Raw genomic sequence first — 22152 nt, forward strand, 5'->3', positions numbered from 1 at the left:
CGGCCGAATTCCGATTTCCGTGACCTCAATCACACTGCCGTCGATCGATCCACTCACGTTGTACACCGCATTGACACAAAGCCATGCCGCACACGACGCGTACCTCTTCGAAAGCCTGGACGGACCGGCCGCCGACCGGCAGGCCGCGGCGGTGGGCTGGGGCCGTCTCGCCGAGCTGCGGTTCCTGGCCGACGGGTGCGAGCTGGCCGCCGCCGGGCCGCTGGGCGACGCGCTGGGCGCGGTGGTCACCGGCGTCCTCGGCGCACCGGCCCGGCGGCAGGGCACCACGTCCGCCTGGCACGTGCCCGGCCCGGCGCAGCTCTGGTCGGTGGTCCGCGCCGTGCAGCGCGCCTTCACCGTCGAGACGCCCGTGCCGGCCGACCGGTTCGCCTTCGGCTTCCTCACCACCCTGGCCTACGAGGCCGCCCGCGACATGGACGAGCTGACCCTCGGCCGGGCCGACGACGACCTCCCCCGGTTCGCGCTGACGCTGTTCCGGCACACCGTCTGGTGGGACCTGCGGGCCGGCACCGCGCACCAGTTGCACGCCACCGGCCCGCACCTCCCGCCGCAGCCGGCGCCGCCGGTGACGCGGCTGCTCACCGGCGTGCCCGGCGACCAGCCGCCGCCACCCGCGCCCACGCCGGCCCGGGTACGCGACACCGTCGACGAGGAGACGTTCGCCGAACGCGTGCGGCGCTGCCTGCGGCACATCCGGGTCGGCGACAGCTACCAGGTGCAGATCGGCCACCGCATCGAGGTGGAGACCGCCCTCACCCCGCTGGACGTCTACCGGCGCCTGCGGCACCGCAGCCCGTCGCCGTACATGTACCTGGCGCCCTGGGCCGGGCGCACCGTGATCGGCGCCAGCCCGGAGCTGTTCCTGCGCCTGAGCGGCGACCGGCTGTCGATGCGCCCGATCGCCGGCACCGCCGCCCGCTCGGCCGACCCGCTGACCGACCGCCGCCGGGTGGCCGAACTGCGGGCCAGCGACAAGGAGCGCGCCGAGCACGTCATGCTCGTCGACCTGTGCCGCAACGACATCGGCCGGGTCTGCGAGCCGGGCACGCTGTCGGTGGACGCGATGCTCGACGTCGAGCCGTTCGCGTACGTGCACCATCTGGTCTCCACCGTCTCCGGCCGCCTCGACGACGGCGCCGACGTGTGGGCGGCGGTCCGCGCCGCGTTCCCGGCCGGCACCATGACCGGCGCGCCGAAGCTGCGGTCGATGGAGATCATCGACGGGCTGGAGGCGGCACCCCGGGGCATCTACGCGGGCGCGATCGGCCTGGTCGACGTCCGCGGGTTCGCGGTGCTCGCGCTCTGCATCCGCACCGTCGTGCACGACGGCCACCGCTACCACACCCAGGCGTCCGCCGGCGTGGTCGCCGACTCCACACCGGCCGCCGAGTGGCGGGAGACGCTGGCCAAGATGAGCGCCGCCTACTGGGCCCTGACCGGCGAGGAGCTGCTGCCGTGAAGGTCCTGCTCGTCGACGCGTACGACAGCTTCACCCACATCATCGACCAGTACCTGCGCACGCTCGGCGCCCGGACGGTCGTGGTCCGGTCGCGCGTGCGCAGCCCCCGGCAGCTCGCCGCGCTGCGCCCGGACGCGGTGGTGCTCGGACCCGGGCCCGGCCACCCCGGCGACTCCGGCCACGTCGAGCTGGTCCACGCCTTCGCCGGCCGGGTGCCGCTGCTCGGCGTCTGCCTCGGCCACCAGGCGATCGGCCTGGCGTACGGCGGCACGATCGCGGTGGCGCGGCACCTGATGCACGGCAAGACCAGCGAGGTCACGCACGACGGCCGGGGCGTCTACGCCGGGGCGGCGGCGCCGCTGACCGTCACCCGGTACCACTCGCTGATCGTCGACGACCCGGTGCCGCCCTCGCTGGAGGTGGCCGCCCGCTCCGGCGACGACGGCTACGTGATGGGCTTGCGCCACCGCACGCTCGCCGTCGAGGGGGTGCAGTTCCATCCGGAGAGCGTGACCACCCAGGACGGGCTGCGGTTGTTCGACAACTTCCTGCGCGGCGTACCGGCGGCGCTGCCGGTCGCCGGCTGAGCGGCGGAGACCGATCATGTCCGACTCCCCTCCCCCGCTCGCCGTGGTCACCGGCGGCGCGGGCGGCATCGGCCGGGCCGTCACCGCCGCCCTGACCCGGGCCGGGCACCGGGTGCTCAGCGTCGACCGCGAGCCGGCCGCCGACCCGTCGGCGTACGCGGCGCTCGTCGCCGACCTGGCCGTGCCGGAGCAGGCGCAGCGGCTGCTGGACGACGTGCACGAGCGGCACGGCCTGCCCGCCGTGCTGGTCAACAACGCCGGCGTCTACCCGGCCCGGGACTTCCTCGACTACGACCCGCGCACGTACGCCGAGGTGCTGGACACCAACCTCGGCGCGACGTTCTTCGGCACGCTCGCGTACGCCCGGGCGCTGGTGGCCGCCGGACGTCCGGGCACCGTGGTCAACATCGCCTCGATCAGCGGCCGGATCGGCAGCCCGGACGCCGCGTACGGCGCCTCGAAGGGCGCTGTCGTCGCGCTCACCCGCAGCCTCGGCCGGGCGCTGGCCGCGCACCGCATCCGGGTCAACGCGGTGGCCCCCGGGCTGGTCGAGACGCCGATGGCCGCCCGGATCCCGGCGGCCCGCCGGGACGACTACCGGGCCCGCATCCCGGCCGGCCGCTTCGGCGCCCCGGACGAGATCGCCGCCGCCGTCGCCTGGCTGGCCGGCCCGGACAGCAGCTACGTCACCGCCTCCGTGCTGGACGTCGACGGCGGCCTGCACTGACGCACACCGAGAGGACCCCGATCCATGTGGCTTCCCACCACCGGCCCGGCGGCCGGCTTCGCCGCCGACTACCTGCGCCTGCACCGCGCGTTCTACGACCGCACGCTCACCGACGCGCAGCTCGGTGACTGGCGGGACCGGCAACTGCGCCGGGTGCTCGACCAGGTCGGCACCGGCTCGCCGTTCTACGCCCGGCACCTCGCCGGGATCGACCTGACCACGATCACCCCGGCCACGCTCGACCGGCTGCCCTTCACCACGAAGGCGCACCTGCGCGAGGAGATGCTCGACGTGCTCAGCCGCCCGCTGGCCGAGGCCGTCTTCTTCTACGAGACCACCGGCACGACCGGGCCCGCCACGCCGTGCCCCCGCGACGGCCGCGAGGTGGTGGCCAGCAACGCCCACGTCACCGAGTCCTGGGCGTCGATCTTCCGCCACCACTTCGGCGAACAGGCGCCCCGGGTCGGGCTGATGGGCCCGACGGAGGTGCACTCGTTCGGCGACACGCTCGGCGACGTGGCCCGCAACACCGGCGCGATGAACGCCAAGATCTGGCCGTACTCGCCGGTGATCGGGTTCGCCAAGGCCCTCCAGCTCATGCGGGACCTGGAACTGGAGGTGATCTGCTGCACGCCGGGCGTGGCGCTGATGCTGGCCAAGGCCGCCGAGCACCACGGCTACCGGCTGCGCGAGGACTTCGCGGTCAAGCTGCTGTTCGTCACCGGCGAGATGTGCACGCCCGCGCTCGCGCACAACCTGGAGTCGGTCTGGGGCGCCGACGTCTACAACATCCTGTACGGCTCGCAGGAGGCGTTCGTGATCGCCACCGCCTGCCGCAACAAGCGGATGCACCTGTCCCAGACCAACTACCTGATCGAGGTGGTCGACCCGGAGACCGGCGCGTCGCACGGCCCGCGCGGCACCGGCGAGCTGACCGTGACCATGCTGGTCGACGGCGTGAAGCCGCTGATCCGCTACCGCACCGGCGACGCGGTGGTGGTCGGCGCGTCGGACTGCGACTGCGAGATGCCCGGCGACCTGGTGCAGATCGTCGGGCGGACGCTCGACCGCATCGACCTGGGCGGGCAGCGGCGTACCGCCGGGCAGATCGAGAGCGCGGTGCTCACCGGCGTCACCGGCTCGGCCGGCTACCAGGTGGTGATCGACAACGACCCGGCCGGCGGCGACCGGCTCACCGTCCGGCTGGAGCTGCTCAAGGACCTGGTGGACGACCCGGCCGCGGTGGCCGACGGGGTGCGCCGGCGGGCCGCCGCCGCGCTCGGCGTGCCGGTGGAGGTCGAGCTGAGCGACGGGCTGGACCCGATCGTCAGCACCGGGGCGTTCGTGAGCTGGAAGGCCGCACGGATCGTGGACCGGCGGGTCGCCGACGACCACGAGACCCGGGTGGCCCGGCGGATGGCGGGCAGGCGTGGCTACGACACCTGACACCACGGCGACACCCGACACCAGAGCCGCCGAGCCGGTGCCCGCGCTGCCCGGGCCGCTCGCCGGGGCGTACGGGCGACGGTGGCGGACGGTGGTGGACCGGTGGGCGGGCCACCCCGGCACGGCGGTGGCGACGCTCGGCCCGGCCGGCACGTCCAGCCACCTGACCGCCGCGTTCCTGGCCGAGCGGCACGGCCTGCGCATCGAGCTGTGCGACACGTTCGACGAGGTGCTCGGCGCGCTCGTGGAACGCCGCGTGGACCAGGCGCTGGTGCCGAGCGCGTACCAGGGCGCCACCCGCTTCCACTGGCACCGCGACCTGCGTCTGGACGCCTACTTCGCGCAGGCCACCCCGGAGTACGGCATCGCGGCGCGGAAGCGGGACGCGCCGCCCGGCGACGGGGAGGTCACCGTCGCCGCGCTGTGGGAGGTCCGGCGGATCTTCGCCGACCTCGCCCCGCCCGCGCTGCGCGACCGTCCGATGCGGTGGCTCGACGCCGAGTCCACCCAGCACGCCGCCGAGCTGCTCGCCGCCGGGGCGGCCGACCTCGCGGTGACGAACGCTCCGGGAGTACGCCGGCACGCGCTGCGCTGGGTGGTCCGCCGCCCCGGCGCGGAGATCGTCTGGCTGCTCTTCGGCCACCGCCGCCCGCACCTTCGAGGAGAACCGGAGTGACAGTCGTGTCCCGACGAACGTTGCTGCACCGCGCCACCGTCCAGGAAGGGCTGGGGGTGGCGTCCCGGCAGCACCACAGCGTGCTGCTCGACGGGGAGCGGATCGTCGCGGTGCTGCCCGAGGCGCAGGCGCCGCTGCACGACCCGGACGTCGACGTGCTGGACCTGGACGGGCGGACCGTGATGCCGGGCATGACGCTCGGCCACACCCACATCGCCTACCTGAACGTGCTCGACGGCCGGGAGACGCTGTTCAAGCACTCGATCCCGGAGGTGACGCTGGGCGCGGCGGCGAACGCGGCGGAGATGCTCCGGCTGGGCTACACCGCGTTCGTCGGCGCCGGCTCGGTGGCCGGCATCGACATGGCGCTGCGCCGGGCGATCGACGCCGGGCGGCTGCCCGGACCGCGGATCACGCCGTGCAGCCGGGACCTGATGGTCTCCGGGCCGCCTCAGCGGCGTAATCCGGCGGTCAAGCAGCGCATCCCCACCGACCTGATGCGGCTGGCCGACACCCCGGAGGAGCTGGTCGAGTACGTCGACACCGAGGTCGCCCAGGGCGCCGAGATCATCAAGGTGTTCTCCACCGGCGACGACACGTTCCCCAACGGCCGCTCGCACGAGCTGCTGTTCACCGCCGAGGAACTGGTGGTGGCGGCCCGCGCCGCACACGAGCGGGGGGTACGGATCCGGGCGCACTCGCGCGGGCTGGGCGGCATCCGCAACGCGATCGCCGCCGGGGTGGACGTGATCGACCACGCCACGTACGCCGACGACGCGGCGCTGGAGGCGATCGCCGAGCGCGGCATCTTCGTGGTGCCGAGCCTGCACCAGCCGCACCGGCTGCTCACCACCGGCACCGCGCACGGCAAGACCCCGGAATACCTGGAGACGCTGGAGTTCCGGGCCGAGGTGGAGAACACACTGCGGATCCTGCCGCTGATGGTGGAGATGGGCATCCCGATCGTGGCCGGTGACGACTTCGGCTTCGCCTGGACCCCGCACGGCCGGTACGCCGAGGAGCTGGAGACGTACGTGAGCATGGCCGGCATCCCCGCGCCGACGGTGCTGACCTGGGCCACCGCCAACGGCGCGCGGCTGGCCGGGCGCGGCGACGAGGCCGGGACGGTGCAGCCGGGCCGGCTGGCCGACCTGGTGGTCACCGACGGCGACCCGGCGCGGGACATCACAGTGCTGGGGCGGCCGGAGGCGATCGAGATGGTCCTGCTGGGCGGGCGGGTGGTCGCCGGGGACGCCGCCGCCTACCGGGACCGCCGGCCGGCCGGGGTGGCCTGATGCGGCCGGCACGGCAAAGCGGCCCACAGTCCCGGATTGGCCTCACCGGATCGGCGGGGATTGGCCACAACCGGTGGCGGCGCCGCTTCGTACGGTCGGGGCGACCGTGTGAACCGAACCGACGGGGATGACGATGACCCAGCTCAGCGACGGCGCCGACCGGCTGTCCGTCCGGATCGACGACCGGGTGACGGCGAGCGTGCCGGACTACGTCCTCGGCCTGCTCGCCGTGCCGGCGATCGAGGTCGGGCCGGCCCACCCGGCCGTGGCGCGGCGGCTGACCGCCGCCGAGGACGCGCTGCACCGGGCCGGCCTGGACAAGGCCAGGGTGTCCGAGCTGCCGGGCATCGCCGGGTGGCGCGCGGCGTACCGGGCGGTGGCGGTGAACCCGAACCGGTTCCCGTGCGCCGCCGAGTCGATCGCCCGGCGGGTGGCCCGGGGCGACCGGCTGCCCCGGATCAACGCGCTCGTGGACCTCTGCAACGCCGTCTCGCTGGACTCGGCGCTGCCGGTGGCCTCGTGCGCGGTGGACGACATCGCGGCGGTCGCCGTCCGGCCGGCCGACGGCACCGAGACGTACCTGCCGCTGGGCGCGCCCGACGCGCCGGAGCGGCCCGAACCGGGCGAGATCGTCTACGCCGACGACCACGGGCGGGCCCACTCCCGGCGCTGGAACTGGCGCCAGGGCCACCTGGTCCGCACCGACCTGGGCCGGCGGCGGCTGCTGCTCACCGTCGAGGCGGCCCACCCGGGCGGCCGGGCGCAGGTGGAGGCGGCGCTGGACCGGCTCGACGCCGTGCTCGGCGAGCTGACCGCCGCGCCCCGGCACCGGGCGGTGCTGGACCGGGACACCCGCGACGCCGTGTTCGCCGTCGAGGCCCCGCTCAGCCCCGCCGGCACCCCGGGAGGCCGCTCGTGAACCGCGCGATCCTGATCGTCTACCGGCCCGCGGCCGGCCGCTACGCCGCCCAGTTCCGCAGCGTGGTCGCCGCCGCCACCGACCTCGGCGTGGACAGCCTGGTGCTGCTGCCCACCGGCCAGCCGGCGCCGGAGACCACCGGCCTGTCCTGCCACCGGGCCGACCTGGACGACCCGGACGCGGTCCGGGCGGCGGTCGCGGCGATCGTCGCCGACCGCCCGGTCGAGCGGATCTTCCCGCTGTTCGAGGGCGACGTGCTGACCGCGGCGCGGTGCCGGCGCGACCACGGCATCCCCGGCCTGGACCCGGAGCAGGCGCTCGCCTTCCGGGACAAGAACGTGATGCACCGCCGCGCCGTGGAGCTGGGCGTGCCGGTGGCCCGCTCCTGCCGCCCGGACACCGTCGGCGCGGTTGCCGAGTTCGCCGCCGAGGTGGGCTGGCCGGTCGTGGTCAAGCCGTACGCCGGCTGGGCGTGCGGCGACACCCACCGGGTGGACTCGGCCGACGACCTGGCCCGGGTGTGGCCGCTGGTGGCCGACGCGCGCCACGACTACCGGGTCGAGGAGTACGTCCGCGGCGCGGAGTACCACGTCGACTCGCTGCTGCGCGACGGCGAGGTGGTCTTCGAGCAGCTCTCCCGCTACACGTACTCGGTGCTGGAGTTCCGCGACGAGCCCGGCGGCACGATCTCCCGCAAGCACGACCTGACCCCCGCGGAGCAGCGCATCCTGTCCGCCAACGCGGGGCTCCTGCGCGGCTTCGGCATGCGTACCGGCGTCGCGCACGTGGAGTTCTTCCTCCGCGACGACGGCGAGGTGGTCTTCGGCGAGGCGGCGGCCCGGGCCGGCGGCGGGTCGATCGTCCCGGCCATCGAGGCCGGGCGCGGCATCAACCTGGCCGGCGAGTGGTGCCGGCTGGAACTGGACCCCGGGCACCGGCCCGCCGCCGCGCTGGGCGCGGAGACCGGCACCGAATACCTCTGCTCCGACCGGTACGGCCGGATCACCGCGATCACCACCGCCGACGAGCTGCGGGCGCTGGACTCGGTCCTCGACGCCGACGTGTGGAAGGGCGTCGGCGACGTGCTCGCCCCGCCGACCGCCTCCAACGACGTGCTCGGCTGGTACGTCTGCGAGGGCCGGGACTTCGACGACGTACGGGCCCGGTTCAAGACCATCCGGGACGCCTTCCAGGTGCGTACCGAACCGGCCGGGGAGGCGTCATGTGGCTGAGCCGGTTCCGGGCGCTGCCCCGCCCGCTGCGGATGCTGGTGCTCGCCTCGTTCATCAACCGCGCGGGCATGTTCGTCTTCCCGCTGCTCGCTGTCTACCTGGTGCGCAGCCGGGGGTTGAGCACCGGCGAGGCGGGCGTGCTGATCTCGGTCGGCAGCACCGGCCTGCTCGCCGGGAGCCTGCTCAGCGGCCCGGTCTGCGCCCGCGCCGGCCGGCGGGCCGCGCTGGTGTCCAGCCTGCTGCTCAACGCGGCCGGCTACCTGGGGCTGGCGGTGCTGGACGGCCCGCCGTGGACGTACGCGGCGCTGCTGTTCGTCGCGCTCGTCGGCATGGGCATGTTCGCGCCCGCGGCCAACACGCTGATCGCCGACCTCGCCGAACCCGAGCAGCGGCCGTTCGCGTACACGGTCAGCTACATCGCCAACAACCTCGGCATGGGCGTCGGGCCGCTGCTGGGCGGCCTGGCCGCCGCGTACTCGTACGGGCTGATGTTCGCCGGGAACATCCTGCTCGGGCTGCTCGCGGCGCTCACCATCCGGCTCAGCGTGCCCGCCGACACCCGCCGCGACGCGGCCGGGACACCGGCGAAGGCCGGGCTGCGCCGGGCGGCGCTGCGGCGCGACCTGGACGTCGCGGTGCTGGTGGTGCTCTCGTTCTGCTACGTGGCGCCGCTGATCGGGCTGGAGTACACGCTGCCGCTGGCGGTCACCGGGGTGCTGAACTCGTCGATGGCGGTGGTCGGCGCGGTCTACACGATCAACAGCATCGTCGTGGTGGGCGCCGGCATGCTGATCGAGAAGCGGATCAAGGCGTACCCGACGCGCACGCTGCTCGTCGTCGCCGGCCTGCTCTGGTCGGCCGGGATGGCGGTGCTGGTGTTCGCGTTCTCGCTGCCCGCCGTGCTGCTGTCCACAGTCGTCTGGACGCTCGGCGAGATCATCGCCTCGGTGGTGGTGCCCACCTACATCGCCGACCACGTCGAACCACGCCGGGTCAGCGCCTTCATGGCGCTCAACGGTTTCGTGCTCAGCTCCGCCCGGCTGGTGGTGCCGATGGGGCTGGGCTTCGTCTGGCAGGCGCACGGCCACCGGCCCGTGCTGCTCCTGCTGCTGCTGACCCCGCTGGCCGGCGTCCTCGCGTTCGCCGCGCTGCGGATCCGGCCCGAGGCCCGGCCGGTGCCGGAGCCCGCCGCGCCGGCCCCCGCCCGTCCCTGACCGCCCGACCCCTCACCGGAAGAGGCCCATGACCGCCACGAAGTTCGTCCTGCCCGAGAGTGACATCCCGACGACCTGGTACAACGTGGTTCCCGACCTGCCCAAGGGGCTGCCGCCGATGCTGCACCCCGGCACCCGGGAACCGATCACACCGGCCGACCTGGCGCCGCTGTTCGCGTCCGAGCTGATCGCGCAGGAGTTCTCCACCGAACGGGACGTGGACATCCCCGGCCCGGTGCTCGACATCTACCGGCAGTGGCGGCCCAGCCCGCTGGTCCGGGCCCGGCGGCTGGAACGCGACCTGGACACCCCGGCGCGGATCTACTTCAAGTACGAGGGGGTCAGCCCGGCCGGCAGCCACAAGCCGAACACCGCCGTCCCGCAGGCGTACTACAGCAAGCTCGACGGCGTACGGCGGCTGACCACCGAGACCGGCGCCGGCCAGTGGGGCAGCTCGCTGTCGATGGCGTGCGCCTACTTCGACCTCGAGTGCGAGGTCTTCATGGTGCGGGTCAGCTACGACCAGAAGCCGTACCGGCGCGGCCTGATGGAGACGTTCGGCGCCTCGGTCACCGCCAGTCCCAGCGACCGTACCGAGGCCGGCCGCGCGGTGCTCGCCACCGACCCGGACTCCACCGGCAGCCTCGGCCTGGCCATCTCCGAGGCGGTGGAGGCCGCGCTGCACAGCGGCGGCGCCGCCCGGTACGCGCTCGGCTCGGTGCTGAACCTGGTGCTGATGCACCAGACGATCATCGGGCAGGAGGCGCTGGCGCAGATGGGGCTGGCCGGCGACTACCCGGACGTGGTGGTCGGCGCGGCCGGCGGTGGCTCGAACTTCGCCGGTCTGGCCCTGCCGTTCCTGCGCCGCCAGCTCGACGGCGGTCCCACCGCGCGGTTCCTGGCCGCCGAGCCGGCGTCCTGCCCGTCGCTGACCCGGGGCAGCTACGACTACGACTTCGGCGACACCGCCGGGCTCACCCCGCTGGCCAAGATGCACACGCTCGGCCACGACTTCCGGCCGCCCGCGATCCACGCCGGTGGGCTGCGCTACCACGGCATGGCGCCGATCGTGAGCGCGCTGCGCGAGGTGGACCTGATCGAGGCGCGGGCCGTGCCGCAGACCGCCTGCTTCGAGGCGGGCGTACGGTTCGCCCGCAGCGAGGGGATCGTGCCGGCGCCGGAGTCCAGCCACGCGGTGCGGGTCGCCGTGGACGAGGCGCTGCGCTGCCGGGAGACCGGCGAGGAGAAGGCGATCCTGTTCTCCCTGTCCGGGCACGGCCACTTCGACATGCAGGCGTACATCGACTACTTCGCCGGAAAGCTGACGGACTGACACCGGGCGGGACGCGGCGCGGTGCGGCGCCGCGTCCCGGCCGACGAGCTCTCGGGGGTGCGATTGCCCAGCGAAGCAGCCACCATCCTGGCCATCAACGGTTCCGAACGGGCGGGCGGCAACACCGACCTCGCGGTCGCGCACGCCGGACGCCTGATCGCCGAGCGCGGGGCCGTCCTGCGCACCATCCGGCTGCGCGAGCACCGGATCTCGCCGTGCAGCCCGTGCGGCGACTGCAACAGCCGTACGCTGCCGTGCACAGTGGACGACGACGTCCCCGCCCTGGTGGAGCAGATGGTCAGCGCCGACGGGCTGATCTACGCCGCGCCGGTGCACGGGTTCGGCCTGGCCCACCTGATGCAGATCTTCATCGAGCGGGCCGGGGTCGGCTATCTGCGCTTCACCCGCCCGCTGGCCGACAAGGTGGGCGGCATCATCGTCACCGGCCGCCGCTACAGCGACTCGTCGGTGCACAACCAGATCGTCAACAACCTGCTGCTCAACCGCATGATCCTGGTGGGCAGCGGCTTCCCGGTCCTGCTGCGCAACACCACCGGCACGCCCGGCCTGACCGACCCCGAGGGCGTCGACGCGCTGGAGCGCATGGTGCACCGGATGGTCGACATGGTGCAGCTGCTCAAGCGCCACCAGCGGGTCACCGGCGGCCCGGTGCTGCCTTCCCGGGACCGCAACGAACGCGTGCCGCGGCCCCGCCGCGCCGAATCCCTTCCGACCAGAGGAGACACCGAGAATGTCCACTGAGCAGGCGACCGTCCCGGTCGGCATCGACTTCCCCGCCACCGAGTGGGAGAAGTGGGACAAGCCCGGCGCCGAGGGCCGGGTCAAGATCGCGTACGTCGGGGGGCAGCGGCTGCGCCTGCTGGAGCTGCCCGCCGGGTTCGACGAGCACCACTGGTGCCTGCGCGGGCACACCGGCTACGTGCTGCGGGGCGAGTTCACCATCCACTTCCGGGACCGCTCGGTGCCCTGCCGCCCGGGCATGGGCTTCGTCATCCCGGACGACGAGGAGCACCGCTCGCAGGGCAGCGCGGACGAGCCCACCGTCGTGTTCGTGGTCGACCGGGTCGACCAGCCGTGAGCGACGCGCCCGGCGCCGGGACCGACGGCGCGGCCCGCATCACCGAGCTGCGGGCCGCCGTGGACCGGCTCGACCAGCGCATCGTCGAGTTGCTGGCGGTCCGTACCCGGGTGGTCCGGGAACTGACCGCGCACAAGTCCGACGAGGCGGCCGTGCGGTCGCCGGGCCGGGTCCGGCAGGTGCTCGACCGGGTCGCCGAGCTGGCCGGCCGGCACGGCATGCCGCCGGAGGTCGCGGTGGCCACGTACCGCACGCTGATCGAGGAGCTGACCCGGATGCAGATGGACATGCTGGCGGACCGCCGTGCCGCCGGGGCGGCGCCGGCCGCCCCGGCGGCGCCGGAGCGGCGATGACCGGCGGCCGGGCGCCGGTCGACCTGCGGCACGCGCTCGCCACACTCGACCCGCTGCCCGGCGAACTGGTCCGCGTCGCCGAGGAGCTGCCCGCCCGCTACGGCGTCTCGGCGCACTACGCCCGCTGGGCCGGCGCGCCCGCCGCGCCGCCCACCGGCCCCGGCCCGGCGGTGCTGTTCGACCGGGTACGCCCCGCGCACGGCCCCACCCGGGCCGTGCTGATGGGCCTCTACGGCACCCGGCGCCGCGCCGCCGGACTGCTCGGAGTCACCCCGGCCGAGCTGCCGCACCGGCTGCTCGACGCGGTGGCCGCGCCCCGGCCGCCGGTGCCCGCGGCCGCCCCGGCGCGCTGGCCCCGGCACCGGCTGCCGCTGGACCTCACCGCGCTGCCGGTGCCGGTGCTCACCGACGAGGACGCCGGCCCCTACCTGACGCTCGGGGCGGTGCTCGCCACCGACCCGGACACCGGGGTACGCAACCTGTCCGTGCACCGGATGTGCGTCCAGGGCCCGGACACGCTGACCATCTGGATGGTGCCGGGCCGCGACCTGGAACTGGCCCACCAGGCCGCGTTGCGCCGGGGCGCGGCGCTGCCGGTGGCGATCCACCTCGGGCTCGGCCCGGCGGTGCTGTTGTCCTCCTGCTGCCCCACCTCGCTGGTGCCGCCGGACGTCGACGAGCTGGCGGTGGCCGGGGCGCTCGCCGGCCGGCCGGTCGAGCTGCTGCCCTGCGCCACTGTGGACGCCGAGTTCGTCGCGCACGCCGAGTACGTCATCGAGGGCGAACTGCTGGCCGAGCACGCGCCGGAGAGCCGGCACGGCGCGGTCGCCACCCCGGAGTTCCTCGGCTACCAGGGCCGCGCGCACCCGTCGCTGCCGCTGATCCGGGTCACCGCGATCACCGCGCGGGAGAGCCCGATCCTCCAGGCCGTCTCCGGCCCCGGGCACGAGCAGTCGGTGCTGCTCGGCTTCGGGATGGAGGCCGCGGTGCTGGACCTGCTGCGCCGCCGGGGCACGCCGGCGCTGGCCGTGCACTGCCACACCGCCGGCGGCGGCCAGCTCATGGTGGTGCTCCAGTGGCCGGCCAAGCGCGGCCCGGCCGACGACGACGCGGTACGGGACGCGGCGGAGGCGGTGCTGGACGGCTTCCGGATGGCCAAGCTGGTGCTCTGCGTGGACGAGGACGTCGACGCGGAGTCCGACCAGGACCTGTGGTGGGCCATGGTGACCCGGTTCCAGGCGGACCAGGATCTGCGGGTCCTGGCCGACCGGGAGGGCTTCCCGCTGGACCCGAGCCAGCACACCGGCTACTCCCGGTCGCTGTCCGCCGACGGGCGCACCGCGAAGGCGGTGTTCGACTGCACGGTGCCGTACGCCCAGCGGGACCGGTTCCGCCGGCCCCGGTTCACCGAGCCGTCGCTTCCCGTGCCGCGCCGGCCAGCAGCGCCACTCCCTCGCTGATCCGGGCGGTGGGCAGCGCCGCGTACCCGATCAGGAACGTCGGCTCCGGCGGCGGGTGGGTGACGTAGTAGCCGGAGGCGGGATAGACCCGGACGCCGCGCGCGGCGGCGGCGCGCACGATCGCCGCCTCGCCGGCGCCGGGCGCGCCGCCGAGCGTGACCAGCACGTGCAGCCCGGCGGCGGCGCCGGACACGCGTACCCCGGCGCCGAAGTGCTCGTAGAGCGCCTCCAGCAGCCGGGCCCGCCGCTGCCGGTAGAGGCGGTCCATCCGGCCGATGTGCCGGGCGTACGCGCCGGAGTCGATGAACTCGGCGAGCGCCTCCTGGGTCAGCGTCGGGGTCAGCCGGTCGGTGATCCACTTGATGCCGAGGAACGGCCGGACCAGGTGCGGGGGCAGCACCGCGTAGCCGATGCGCAGCGACGGGAACAGCGTCTTGCTGAAGCTGCCCACGTACGCCACGTCCGCGCCCTGCGGGTCGGCCGCCAGCGACGGCAGCCGCTCGGCGGCGAAGGTGAACTCGTTGTGGTAGTCGTCCTCCAGCACCGTGACGGCGTGCTCGCGCGCCCAGCGCAGCAGCGCCCGCCGCCGCCGCTCGGACATGACGAACCCGGTCGGGAACTGGTGCGACGGCGTGACGTACACCAGCCGGACCCGGGCCGGGTCCAGGCCGTGGCCGCGTACCCGGTCCTCGATCTCGCCGACCCGCAGCCCTTCCTCGTCGACCGGTACCGGCACCACGGCGGCCCGGGAGTAGCCGAAGATCTGCCGCAGCACGGTGTGGCTGGGGTCCTCGATCACCACCACGTCGTCCGGGCCGACGAGCAGCCGGACCAGGATGTCCATGGCCTGGGTGGCGCCGCTGGTGACGATGGTGTGCTCGCGTGCGACGTCGAGCGCCCGGCTGCGCCGCAGCAGCGCGGCGATCTGGGCGCGCAGCGCCGGGGAGCCCTCGGCCGGTCCGTAGCCCAGCGCCACCGCGTCGGCGCGGCTCACCGCCGTGGCGAGCGACTGCCGCCAGCGCGCCACCGGGAAACTCGCCAGCGCCGGGGTGCCGTGCCGGAAGTCGTACGCCCCGTCCGGCCGGTGCATGGGCGCCGGTTCCCACGGCCGCCACAGCGGGCTGCCGGCGTCGGTCGGCAGCGGCGGTTCCGGGCGCAGCGGGGTGCGGGCCGGCGGGTCGCGGTGCGGCAGGTCGGGCAGGGCGTCGCTGACCCGGGTGCCGGAGCCGCGCCGGGAGGTGAGGACGCCGTTGGCGCGCAGCAGCTCGTACGCGCGGGTGACCACGGTGCGGGAGACGCCGAGCTGGTGGGCCAGTTCCCGGCTGGGCGGCACCGGGTCGCCGGGGCGCAGCCGGCCGGCGCGGACGGAGCCGCTTATCTGGTCGCAGAGCTGCTGCTGCAACGGCACCGGGCTGTCCCGGTCGAGCACCACGAGCAGCTGCGACGACCCCACCCGCGACGCTCCCCCACCTAGCCGCCCCTGCCCGCGATCCTAGTCCCACCCCACCCTCACACCCCGTCGATCATGAAGTTGACGGCGATGTCGATCTCCGATTCGGCCGCCAACTTCATGATCGACCGGGTGAGGGCGGGGGGTTAGGGGGTGGGTTAGAGGGCGGGTTAGAGGGAGACGGGGCGGCCTCCGAGGGTTACCGTCAGGCGGCCGTCGGTGGTGGTGAAGGACCAGGCGAGGGCGCCGGAGTACGTGGCGCAGCGGGAGCCGTTGGTGCCGGACCAGAACTGGTTCGAGCCGTCCACGTTGCCGACCGTCTTGTCGTTGGAGCCGCTGCCGGCGAAGCGGCAGGACGTGTTGCTCCGGAAGACCGAGGTGCCGGCGTCGAACGAGAAGTTGCGTTCGGTGTTGTCGATGCTCAGGTTGTTCGAAATCGTCATGGTGCCCGGGTTGCGGTTGTACGTGAACCCGTGCTTGCCGTTGCGGTACGCGATTGTGCGCCGGACGGTGTGGTTGACCGCGATGTCCTCGCCGCCGAGCTTGAAGCCGTTGCGGTCGCCGTTGCCGTTCTGGGTGCCGTTGCTCAGCGTGCCGTTGCTGTACGCGAGCGAGTCCTCGATGGTCACCGCGCCGATCGCGCCGGTGTCGGACTTCGTGTAGAGGTCCCACCCGTCGTCGATGTTGTGGTGCGACACCGCGTACCGGAAGACGTTGCCGCCGCCGACGGTGAGCTTGGCCGCGAAGCCGTCGGCGTCCTCGCCGTCGGAGTCGGCGTTGTCGTGCGACTCCACGCTGACCATCAGGTTGTTCGCGGGCCACTGGTCGCGCGGCGTGCTGGAGGCGATCCGGGACAGTTGCAGCCCGGTGTCGCGGTTGAAGCGGGTCACCGTGCGCTCGATGATGTTGTTGCTGCCGCCGACGAAGATGCCGTTGTCACCGGCCCGCTCCACCACGAGCCCGCGCACGTGCCAGTACGAGGCGTTGAGCGCCAGTCCCCGGTTGGCCGGGTCCTCGCTCATCGCCGAGAAGTTCAGGATCGGCGTCTCGCCCGGGTAGGCGTACAGGTTCTTGCGGGCGCTCGACGTGCCGTTGTTGCCGGCGGCCACGGTGACCGTCTGGGACAGGTTGTACGTGCCGCCGCGCAGGTAGATCGTGCCGCCCGCGCCGACCCGGGTGATCGCCGCGGCGATCGTGGTGGGGCTGGCCTGGGTGCCGGCGGCCCCGGCGGTGCCGTTCGGCGCGGCGTAGATCGCACCACCGGTCGGCGGAGGCGTGCTGGGCGGAGGCGTGCTCGGGGGCGGGCTGCTCGGCGGCGGGCTGCTGGGCGGAGGCGTGCTCGGCGGCGGGGCGCTGGTGGGCGGCGTGCCGGTGGTGGGGGTGACGCCGCCGGTGCAGGTGACGCCGTTGACCGCGAACGCGGAGGGTACCGGGTTGCTGCTGTTGTTCCAGGTGCCGTTGAAGCCGAACGACGTGCTGGCGTTGGTGCCCAGGCTGCCGTTGTAGCTGACGTTGGCGGCCCGCACCGAGGCGCCGCTGGCGGTGATCTCGGCGCCCCAGGACTGGGTGACGGTCTGCCCGGCGCCGAAGGTCCAGGTGACGGCCCAGCCGGTGAGCGGGTCGCCGAGGTTCGTCAGGTTGACGTTGGCGGTGAAGCCGCCGCCCCACTGCGCGGTGACGGCGTAGTCGACGCGGCAGCCGGCGGCCGCCTGGGCGGCGGTCGCGCCGACGGTCAGGCCGGACGCGGCGAGCGCGGCCGTCGCCGCGGCGGACGTCCACAACACCGTACGGCGGTGTCGGTTGATCATGCTGGTCTCCTGCGGGTGGTGGTGCCGTGCCCACGCCGGCACCGATGCCCGGTCGGTGTCGGGGGTGGGCCTTGATACCCGGACGCCAGTGCCATGCCGAACGCTCACGTCTCCCGCACAGTAAGCGCTTTCAGCGCAGTCTAACGATGGGCGTCGATGCGGTCAAACCTCGGTACGCACTGAACGATGCCGACGCGCCGCCCGTATCCACTGCCGACCGGAACATCGGCCGGAACCGCGATGCCGGAGCGGGCACGAGCAGATTCCTCCAGTCGTCACTTCGCACCGCGGAGACGGGGCGGCAGCCGCCGCGCCGGGTCTCCCGGTCAACCAGAGGAGAGGTGCATGGCCAGGGGTACGCGCAAGACCGCGGTCCTGAAACTCGGCGGGGTGGGCGCCCTCGCGGCGCTGTTGTTCGCCGGTGGGCTGCAACTGGCGTCGGCGGGCGAGAACGGCCGCCCGGCCACCACCGCCGCCGCGCAGACCGTGAACTGCCCGACCGTACGCGACAAGCTGCCCGCCGTACCCGCGGCGGCCGCGGCCCAGGTGGAACGGGAACTGGCCAACCTGGACCAGGAGATCGCCCGGCAGAACGAGCGGCTGGCCCGGCAGGCGGTACGCCCCGAGGGCGGCCCGAACTTCGTCGACAACGCGATCCTCGGCCCGCTGCGCAGCAAGCGCGTCGCGGCGCTCGACCGCATCGAGATCGCGTTCAACCGGGTCGGCGCGCAGCGGCCCGACCTGGACGCGCTCGCCACCTGCGGCCTGAACTGACCCCGGCCCGGTCGCGGCCCGGCGGTGCGCATCCCGCCGGGCCGCGACGGCTGTCACAGCGGCCCGAACACGTCGCCCGGGTCGTCGTCCAGCGGGAGCGTCTCCAGCACCGTCAGAAGCTGCCGTTCCTCGTACCGGAAGTGCGACTCCATGATCGCCGCCACGCCCTCCAGGTGCCGGGCCAGTTCGCCGGGCGGGGCGTCGCGGGCCACGGCCGCGCCCAGCCCGGTCAGCAGGTACCCGATCATCGAGTGGTCCTGCCGCAGCCGGTCCAGCGTGGCGCGCAGCTCGGGATGCCGCGCCGCGATCGCCGGGAAGAGGCTGCGGTCCTCGCCCTCGTGATGCGCGGTCAGCGCCGCGCAGAACCCGTGGCAGTACAACAGCAGGTCACGCGTCGCCGGGCGGGCCGGCTCACCGTCGGCGAGCGCCCGCCGGGTCAGCTCCAGCGCCTCGCGCAGCCGCTCGTGGACGGCGCGCATCTCGCGGCTCCAGGCCACCAGCCTGGTCTGTCCGCCCTCAGCCATGTGGCGAGGGCGAAGGGACGACGAGTGTCATCGTCGTGCTCCCTTCGATCCGGCGCCTCCATGCCTGACACGGTCTGCCACCGGCACGCGACGCTGCGCGGAGCCTAACCGGCGGCACCGGTGCCATCAAGTAGTGCCAGCGCTACCCCGCTTCGGGCAGCAGGCGGTATGGAGCGTGGCGCCCGATTCTCCGAGGCTTGAGGCCGTACCCGTTCACCTCCGTCGAGGAGTTCCCATGATCCGCCGTACCTTCCCGGTCGCCGTCGGCGCCACGGCCCTGCTGACCGTCGCCGCGCTGGGTGTGCCCGCCGCGTCCGCCACGACCACCGACGCCCGGCGTCCCGCCGGCGACGCCGTCCAGCAGCGACTGGACGGCCTGGTCGCCGAGCACGGCTTCCCCGGGGCGCTGGCCTCCGTACGCCGCGACGGCCGGGTGCGCGACTACACCGCCGGGGTCGGTGACCTGCGCACCGGCGCCGCGATCCCCCGCGACGCCCGGGTGCGCGTGGGCAGCAACACCAAGACGTTCACCGCCGTGGTCGTCCTCCAGCTCGTCGGCGAGGGCCGCATCGACCTGGACGCCACCGTCGAGCGCTACCTGCCCGGCATGGTGCGCGGCAACGGCAACGACGGGCGGCGGATCACCGTGCGCCAGTTGCTGCAGCAGACCAGCGGCCTGCCCGACTACGACGACGTGGTGTTCAGCGAGGCGCAGGACCTGGTGGACCGGCGCAGCGACTACTTCGACCCGCGCCGGCTGGTGGACGAGGCGCTCACCCAGTCGCGGCACTTCCCGCCGGGCGAGAAGTGGGAGTACAGCAACACCAACTTCGTCCTGGCCGGGCTGATCGTCGAGCGGGTCACCCAGCGCCCGGTCGGCGAGGAGATCACCCGGCGGATCATCGAGCCGCTGCGGCTGCGCGACACGTACTGGCCGCAGACCGGCGAGCAGGACCTGCCCGGCCGGCTGCCGCGCGGATACGTGGCGGTGGAGCCGGGCGCGCCGTGGGTCGACGTGACCCGGATGGACCCGTCGCTGGGCTGGGCCGCCGGCCAGCTCGTCTCGACCCCGTCGGACCTGCGGATGTTCTTCGAGGCGCTGCTGGCGGGCAGGCTGCTCGAGCCGGCCCAGCAGGCGGCCATGACGCGTACCGTGCCGGCGCCCGATTTCGAGCCCACCGGCGTCTGGGAGTACGGCCTGGGCATCGCCCGGCACGAGCTGCCCTGCGGCGGTCACGCCTGGGGGCACGGCGGCGACATCCAGGGCTTCGAGACGCGCAACCTGTCCACCACGGACGGGCGCAGCGCCGTGGTCGCGGTGACCGCGCTGCCGACCGGCCTGGAGATGATGGATGCGGTCAGCAGCACCGTCGACGCCGCCCTGTGCGGCACCCGCCGCTGATCCGGGTCGACACCGCAGGCGCGCCGCCTCCCCGCGAGGCGGCGCGCCTGCGCGCGTGGGCCTACCGCCGGCCGTCGAGATAGCGCAGCACGGCGGTGACCCGGCGGTCGGCGCGGTCGTCCGGCGGCAGGCCCAGCTTCGCGAAGATGTTGCGGATGTGCTTGTGCACCGCGCCCTCGGTGACGAACATCCGTTCCGCGATCGCGCTGTTGCCCAGCCCTTCGGCCATCAGCGCCAGCACCTCGTGCTCACGCGGCGACAGCTCGGCCAGCGCGGTGTCCGGCCGCCGGTTGCGGGCGAGCAGCTGCCCGACCACCTCGGGGTCGATCACGCTGCCGCCGGCCGCGACGCGGTGCAGCGCGGCGAGGAACTCCTCGACCCGGCCCACCCGCTCCTTGAGCAGGTAGCCGAGCCCCGACGCGCCGACCGAGAACAGCTCGGTGGCGAACGCCTGCTCGACGTACGCGGACAGGACCAGCACCGCGAGGCCCGGCCGGCGGCGGCGGGCCTCGACCGCGGCGACGATGCCCTCGTCGGTGTGCGTGGGCGGCATCCGCACGTCGACGATCGCCACGTCCGGCCGGTGGTCGTCCACAGCGGTCAGGAACTCCCCCGGTGTGCCGGCGGTGGCGACCACGTCCAGGTCCTCGGCGCGCAGCAGCAGCGCCAGCCCTTCGCGCAGCAGCGCGTCGTCCTCGGCGATCACGATCCGCATGGCAGCTCCACGTGCATCCTCGTCGGTCCTCCCGGTGGACTCGTCAGCGTCATCCGCCCGTCGTAGGCCCCGACCCGGCGGCGGATGCCGGTCAGCCCGGAGCCGCGCGTCTCGTCGGCGTCCCCGCGCCCGTCGTCGGTGACGGTCACGAGCAGCCGATCCCCCTCCCGGCGCACCGCGACCTCCACCGCGCTCGCGCCGCTGTGCCGGACCACGTTCGTCAGTGCCTCGGCCACCACGAAGTACGCGGTGGCCTCGACCGACGCCGCGCAGCGCACGTCGACGTCCACCGACAGGCGGCACGGCACCGCGCACGCCGCGGCGAGTCCGTCGAGTGCCCCGGCCAGGCCCCGGTCGCCGAGCACCGGCGGCAGGATGCCGCGCACCACCGTACGCAGCTCGCCGAGCGCCTGCTCGGCCGCGTCCTGCGCGCGTTCCAGGATCTCGTCGGCGCGTGCCGGGTCACGGCGTACCGCCCGCCGCGCGGCGCCGAGCAGCACGTTCACCGCGACCAGCCGGTTCTGCGTGCCGTCGTGCAGCGAGCGTTCGATCCGGCGCAGCTCGACCGCGTGGGCGTCGAGCGCGGCGGCCCGGGTGGCGGTGAGTTCGGCGACCCGCAGCGACAGGTCGACACCGGGCGGCGGGGGCAGCAGCCGGCGGCCCGGCCCGGCCTGGAGCCGCGCCAGCGCCGGGCCGGACGCGACCGCGAGGACCAGCCACCCGACTCCGAGGACGCCGACCGCGAGCGCGTCGCCGAGCCCGTCGATGCGCCACCACCCGATCCCGGGCGCGCCCGCGTCCGGTGGCACCAGCCGGTACCACAGCGGAAACGTCATGTCCTGCACGGCGTAGATCGGCAGCGCGAGCGCGATTAGCCCGGCACCGAAGCCGAGTGTTCCGTGGGCGGCGATCCAGCGCAGTTCCCGCCGCACGACCGGATCGCGCAGGGCCGGGCGCAGGGCCTCCGGCGCCGGGCCGGGCGACGGGATCGGCGACCCCCACCGGGACAGCCGGGCACGCTCGCGGTCGGCCACCGACCGCACCGCCCGCAGCATCCCGGGTACGAGCAGCAGCCCGACCCCACCGACGCAGGCCGCGGCCACGACGACCAGACCGAGCAGCGCGCCGAGCGCCAGCACGGCGGTGCCGAGCCCGCCGACGAGGTGCTCCAGCGCGTCCACCGCGGCGCGGAACCGCCTGCGCACGTACTCCATCCCCGGCCCACCCCCGGCCGCCACCATAGGTCACCGCCCTCGCCGCCCGTCACTGCCGGACGCGGAAAGTACAGCCTGCTGTACCCCGGCCGTCGTGCTGGCGGGATCGTTCCCGGCCGGCCGCGCGCCTAGCGTGGTGGCAGAAGAGATCACCCGAGGAGGCAGCCGTGAACGACCTGGACCGTACCGCCGAGACCGCCGCAGCCCCGACGCCGGTCACCCGGATGCGCCCGCTGCTCTGGCTGGTGCTGATCGTGAGCGTGGCCGCCAACGTGACGCTGTCGGCCGTCCTGGACAACCCGTGGGCCGGTTCCGCCTTCGGCGCGCTGGCGCTGGCGTGCGGGGTGACCCTGGCGATGAACCACTACCGCAACCGCTGACCGCCGCGGGCGGGCCGTGACGACGATCGGCCCGCCCTGCCGCGTTCGCCCGCGCGAGCGCCGC

22 protein-coding genes are annotated in these 22152 nt (G+C 74.3%); 17 read left to right on the top strand and 5 right to left on the bottom strand.

Annotated features, from left to right (window positions below; all coding sequences use genetic code 11):
* Positions 1-70 precede the first annotated feature (70 nt).
* From ACN27C_RS27355 to ACN27C_RS27420, 14 genes are all read left to right on the top strand, one after another.
* On the top strand, positions 71-1480 hold the full coding sequence (locus ACN27C_RS27355; protein WP_422749059.1) for an anthranilate synthase component I family protein: 1410 nt from the start codon (positions 71-73) through the stop codon (positions 1478-1480).
* Positions 1477-2067, top strand: coding sequence for an anthranilate synthase component II (locus ACN27C_RS27360; RefSeq protein ID WP_121684130.1), 591 nt, complete (start codon positions 1477-1479; stop codon positions 2065-2067). The genes ACN27C_RS27355 and ACN27C_RS27360 overlap by 4 nt, the downstream gene beginning before the upstream one ends.
* Positions 2068-2083: 16 nt before the next feature.
* On the top strand, positions 2084-2794 hold the full coding sequence (locus ACN27C_RS27365) for an SDR family NAD(P)-dependent oxidoreductase (RefSeq protein WP_422749061.1): 711 nt from the start codon (positions 2084-2086) through the stop codon (positions 2792-2794).
* A 24-nt stretch (positions 2795-2818) separates the two neighbouring features.
* On the top strand, positions 2819-4240 hold the full coding sequence (locus ACN27C_RS27370; RefSeq protein WP_422749063.1) for a phenylacetate--CoA ligase family protein: 1422 nt from the start codon (positions 2819-2821) through the stop codon (positions 4238-4240).
* A complete protein-coding gene (locus ACN27C_RS27375) occupies positions 4224-4916 on the top strand; it encodes a prephenate dehydratase (RefSeq protein ID WP_422749065.1) in 693 nt (230 codons plus the stop codon). The genes ACN27C_RS27370 and ACN27C_RS27375 overlap by 17 nt, the downstream gene beginning before the upstream one ends.
* A complete protein-coding gene (locus tag ACN27C_RS27380) occupies positions 4913-6211 on the top strand; it encodes an amidohydrolase family protein (protein ID WP_422749067.1) in 1299 nt (432 codons plus the stop codon). The genes ACN27C_RS27375 and ACN27C_RS27380 overlap by 4 nt, the downstream gene beginning before the upstream one ends.
* 133 nt (positions 6212-6344) lie before the next feature.
* Entirely contained in the window at positions 6345-7130 is a 786-nt protein-coding gene (locus ACN27C_RS27385) for a B3/4 domain-containing protein (RefSeq protein ID WP_421500518.1), read from the top strand.
* The gene (locus ACN27C_RS27390) at positions 7127-8362 is read left to right on the top strand and encodes an ATP-grasp domain-containing protein (RefSeq protein WP_357896046.1); all 1236 of its coding nucleotides are present in this window, start codon (positions 7127-7129) and stop codon (positions 8360-8362) included. The genes ACN27C_RS27385 and ACN27C_RS27390 overlap by 4 nt, the downstream gene beginning before the upstream one ends.
* Positions 8353-9576, top strand: coding sequence for an MFS transporter (locus ACN27C_RS27395; RefSeq protein WP_422749070.1), 1224 nt, complete (start codon positions 8353-8355; stop codon positions 9574-9576). The genes ACN27C_RS27390 and ACN27C_RS27395 overlap by 10 nt, the downstream gene beginning before the upstream one ends.
* A 28-nt stretch (positions 9577-9604) precedes the next feature.
* Entirely contained in the window at positions 9605-10909 is a 1305-nt protein-coding gene (locus tag ACN27C_RS27400; protein ID WP_422749072.1) for a TrpB-like pyridoxal phosphate-dependent enzyme, read from the top strand.
* A gap of 57 nt (positions 10910-10966) precedes the next feature.
* Complete coding sequence (locus ACN27C_RS27405) at positions 10967-11671, top strand: flavodoxin family protein (protein WP_252448752.1); 705 nt, start codon at positions 10967-10969, stop codon at positions 11669-11671.
* Positions 11661-12008 carry a cupin domain-containing protein gene (locus ACN27C_RS27410; protein WP_013477221.1) on the top strand — a complete coding sequence of 116 codons (348 nt, stop codon included), beginning with the start codon at positions 11661-11663 and terminating at the stop codon, positions 12006-12008. The genes ACN27C_RS27405 and ACN27C_RS27410 overlap by 11 nt, the downstream gene beginning before the upstream one ends.
* Positions 12005-12361 carry a chorismate mutase gene (locus ACN27C_RS27415; RefSeq protein ID WP_422749075.1) on the top strand — a complete coding sequence of 119 codons (357 nt, stop codon included), beginning with the start codon at positions 12005-12007 and terminating at the stop codon, positions 12359-12361. The genes ACN27C_RS27410 and ACN27C_RS27415 overlap by 4 nt, the downstream gene beginning before the upstream one ends.
* Positions 12358-13821, top strand: a complete 1464-nt coding sequence (locus ACN27C_RS27420; protein ID WP_047894680.1) for a UbiD family decarboxylase — start codon at positions 12358-12360, stop codon at positions 13819-13821. The genes ACN27C_RS27415 and ACN27C_RS27420 overlap by 4 nt, the downstream gene beginning before the upstream one ends.
* On the opposite strand, the gene ACN27C_RS27425 is transcribed toward ACN27C_RS27420, so the two are convergent.
* Positions 13766-15274 carry a PLP-dependent aminotransferase family protein gene (locus ACN27C_RS27425; protein WP_120570375.1) on the bottom strand — a complete coding sequence of 503 codons (1509 nt, stop codon included), beginning with the start codon at positions 15272-15274 and terminating at the stop codon, positions 13766-13768. The two genes, ACN27C_RS27420 and ACN27C_RS27425, sit on opposite strands and share 56 nt — an antisense overlap.
* 167 nt (positions 15275-15441) lie before the next feature.
* On the bottom strand, positions 15442-17079 hold the full coding sequence (locus ACN27C_RS27430; RefSeq protein ID WP_422749078.1) for a cellulose-binding domain-containing protein: 1638 nt from the start codon (positions 17077-17079) through the stop codon (positions 15442-15444).
* Between the two features lie 345 nt (positions 17080-17424).
* On the opposite strand from ACN27C_RS27430, the gene ACN27C_RS27435 reads away from it, so the two are divergent.
* Complete coding sequence (locus ACN27C_RS27435) at positions 17425-17853, top strand: hypothetical protein (RefSeq protein WP_422749080.1); 429 nt, start codon at positions 17425-17427, stop codon at positions 17851-17853.
* A 53-nt stretch (positions 17854-17906) separates the two neighbouring features.
* Here the strand turns inward: ACN27C_RS27435 and ACN27C_RS27440 are convergent, their stop codons facing one another.
* Positions 17907-18377, bottom strand: a complete 471-nt coding sequence (locus ACN27C_RS27440; protein ID WP_121682916.1) for a hemerythrin domain-containing protein — start codon at positions 18375-18377, stop codon at positions 17907-17909.
* Between the two features lie 235 nt (positions 18378-18612).
* Between ACN27C_RS27440 and ACN27C_RS27445 the strand changes: the two genes are divergently transcribed.
* Positions 18613-19779: a serine hydrolase domain-containing protein gene (locus tag ACN27C_RS27445; protein WP_422749082.1), complete on the top strand. Its 1167-nt coding sequence runs from the start codon at positions 18613-18615 to the stop codon at positions 19777-19779.
* Positions 19780-19840: 61 nt separating this feature from the next.
* Here the strand turns inward: ACN27C_RS27445 and ACN27C_RS27450 are convergent, their stop codons facing one another.
* Positions 19841-20494, bottom strand: a complete 654-nt coding sequence (locus tag ACN27C_RS27450) for a response regulator transcription factor (RefSeq protein WP_252448745.1) — start codon at positions 20492-20494, stop codon at positions 19841-19843.
* The gene (locus ACN27C_RS27455) at positions 20482-21708 is read right to left on the bottom strand and encodes a sensor histidine kinase (protein WP_121682919.1); all 1227 of its coding nucleotides are present in this window, start codon (positions 21706-21708) and stop codon (positions 20482-20484) included. Before ACN27C_RS27455 ends, ACN27C_RS27450 begins: the two co-directional genes overlap by 13 nt.
* 167 nt (positions 21709-21875) lie before the next feature.
* On the opposite strand from ACN27C_RS27455, the gene ACN27C_RS27460 reads away from it, so the two are divergent.
* Positions 21876-22088 carry a hypothetical protein gene (locus ACN27C_RS27460; protein ID WP_120570380.1) on the top strand — a complete coding sequence of 71 codons (213 nt, stop codon included), beginning with the start codon at positions 21876-21878 and terminating at the stop codon, positions 22086-22088.
* Positions 22089-22152 lie beyond the last annotated feature (64 nt).

It is taken from the genome of Micromonospora sp. WMMD1219 (genome assembly GCF_049315215.1).
GTDB lineage: Bacteria > Actinomycetota > Actinomycetes > Mycobacteriales > Micromonosporaceae > Micromonospora > Micromonospora tulbaghiae.

What these genes read in the sequence shown, in the direction of transcription:
- ACN27C_RS27370 (WP_422749063.1), top strand. Translation starts at nt 2,819, where the DNA reads ATGTGGCTTCCCACCACCGGCCCGGCGGCCGGCTTCGCCGCCGACTAC.
- ACN27C_RS27365 (WP_422749061.1), top strand. Translation starts at nt 2,084, where the DNA reads ATGTCCGACTCCCCTCCCCCGCTCGCCGTGGTCACCGGCGGCGCGGGC.
- ACN27C_RS27450 (WP_252448745.1), bottom strand. Translation starts at nt 20,494, where the DNA reads ATGCGGATCGTGATCGCCGAGGACGACGCGCTGCTGCGCGAAGGGCTG.
- ACN27C_RS27410 (WP_013477221.1), top strand. Translation starts at nt 11,661, where the DNA reads ATGTCCACTGAGCAGGCGACCGTCCCGGTCGGCATCGACTTCCCCGCC.
- ACN27C_RS27455 (WP_121682919.1), bottom strand. Translation starts at nt 21,708, where the DNA reads ATGGAGTACGTGCGCAGGCGGTTCCGCGCCGCGGTGGACGCGCTGGAG.
- ACN27C_RS27430 (WP_422749078.1), bottom strand. Translation starts at nt 17,079, where the DNA reads ATGATCAACCGACACCGCCGTACGGTGTTGTGGACGTCCGCCGCGGCG.
- ACN27C_RS27420 (WP_047894680.1), top strand. Translation starts at nt 12,358, where the DNA reads ATGACCGGCGGCCGGGCGCCGGTCGACCTGCGGCACGCGCTCGCCACA.
- ACN27C_RS27445 (WP_422749082.1), top strand. Translation starts at nt 18,613, where the DNA reads ATGATCCGCCGTACCTTCCCGGTCGCCGTCGGCGCCACGGCCCTGCTG.
- ACN27C_RS27385 (WP_421500518.1), top strand. Translation starts at nt 6,345, where the DNA reads ATGACCCAGCTCAGCGACGGCGCCGACCGGCTGTCCGTCCGGATCGAC.
- ACN27C_RS27440 (WP_121682916.1), bottom strand. Translation starts at nt 18,377, where the DNA reads ATGGCTGAGGGCGGACAGACCAGGCTGGTGGCCTGGAGCCGCGAGATG.
- ACN27C_RS27435 (WP_422749080.1), top strand. Translation starts at nt 17,425, where the DNA reads ATGGCCAGGGGTACGCGCAAGACCGCGGTCCTGAAACTCGGCGGGGTG.
- ACN27C_RS27395 (WP_422749070.1), top strand. Translation starts at nt 8,353, where the DNA reads ATGTGGCTGAGCCGGTTCCGGGCGCTGCCCCGCCCGCTGCGGATGCTG.
- ACN27C_RS27400 (WP_422749072.1), top strand. Translation starts at nt 9,605, where the DNA reads ATGACCGCCACGAAGTTCGTCCTGCCCGAGAGTGACATCCCGACGACC.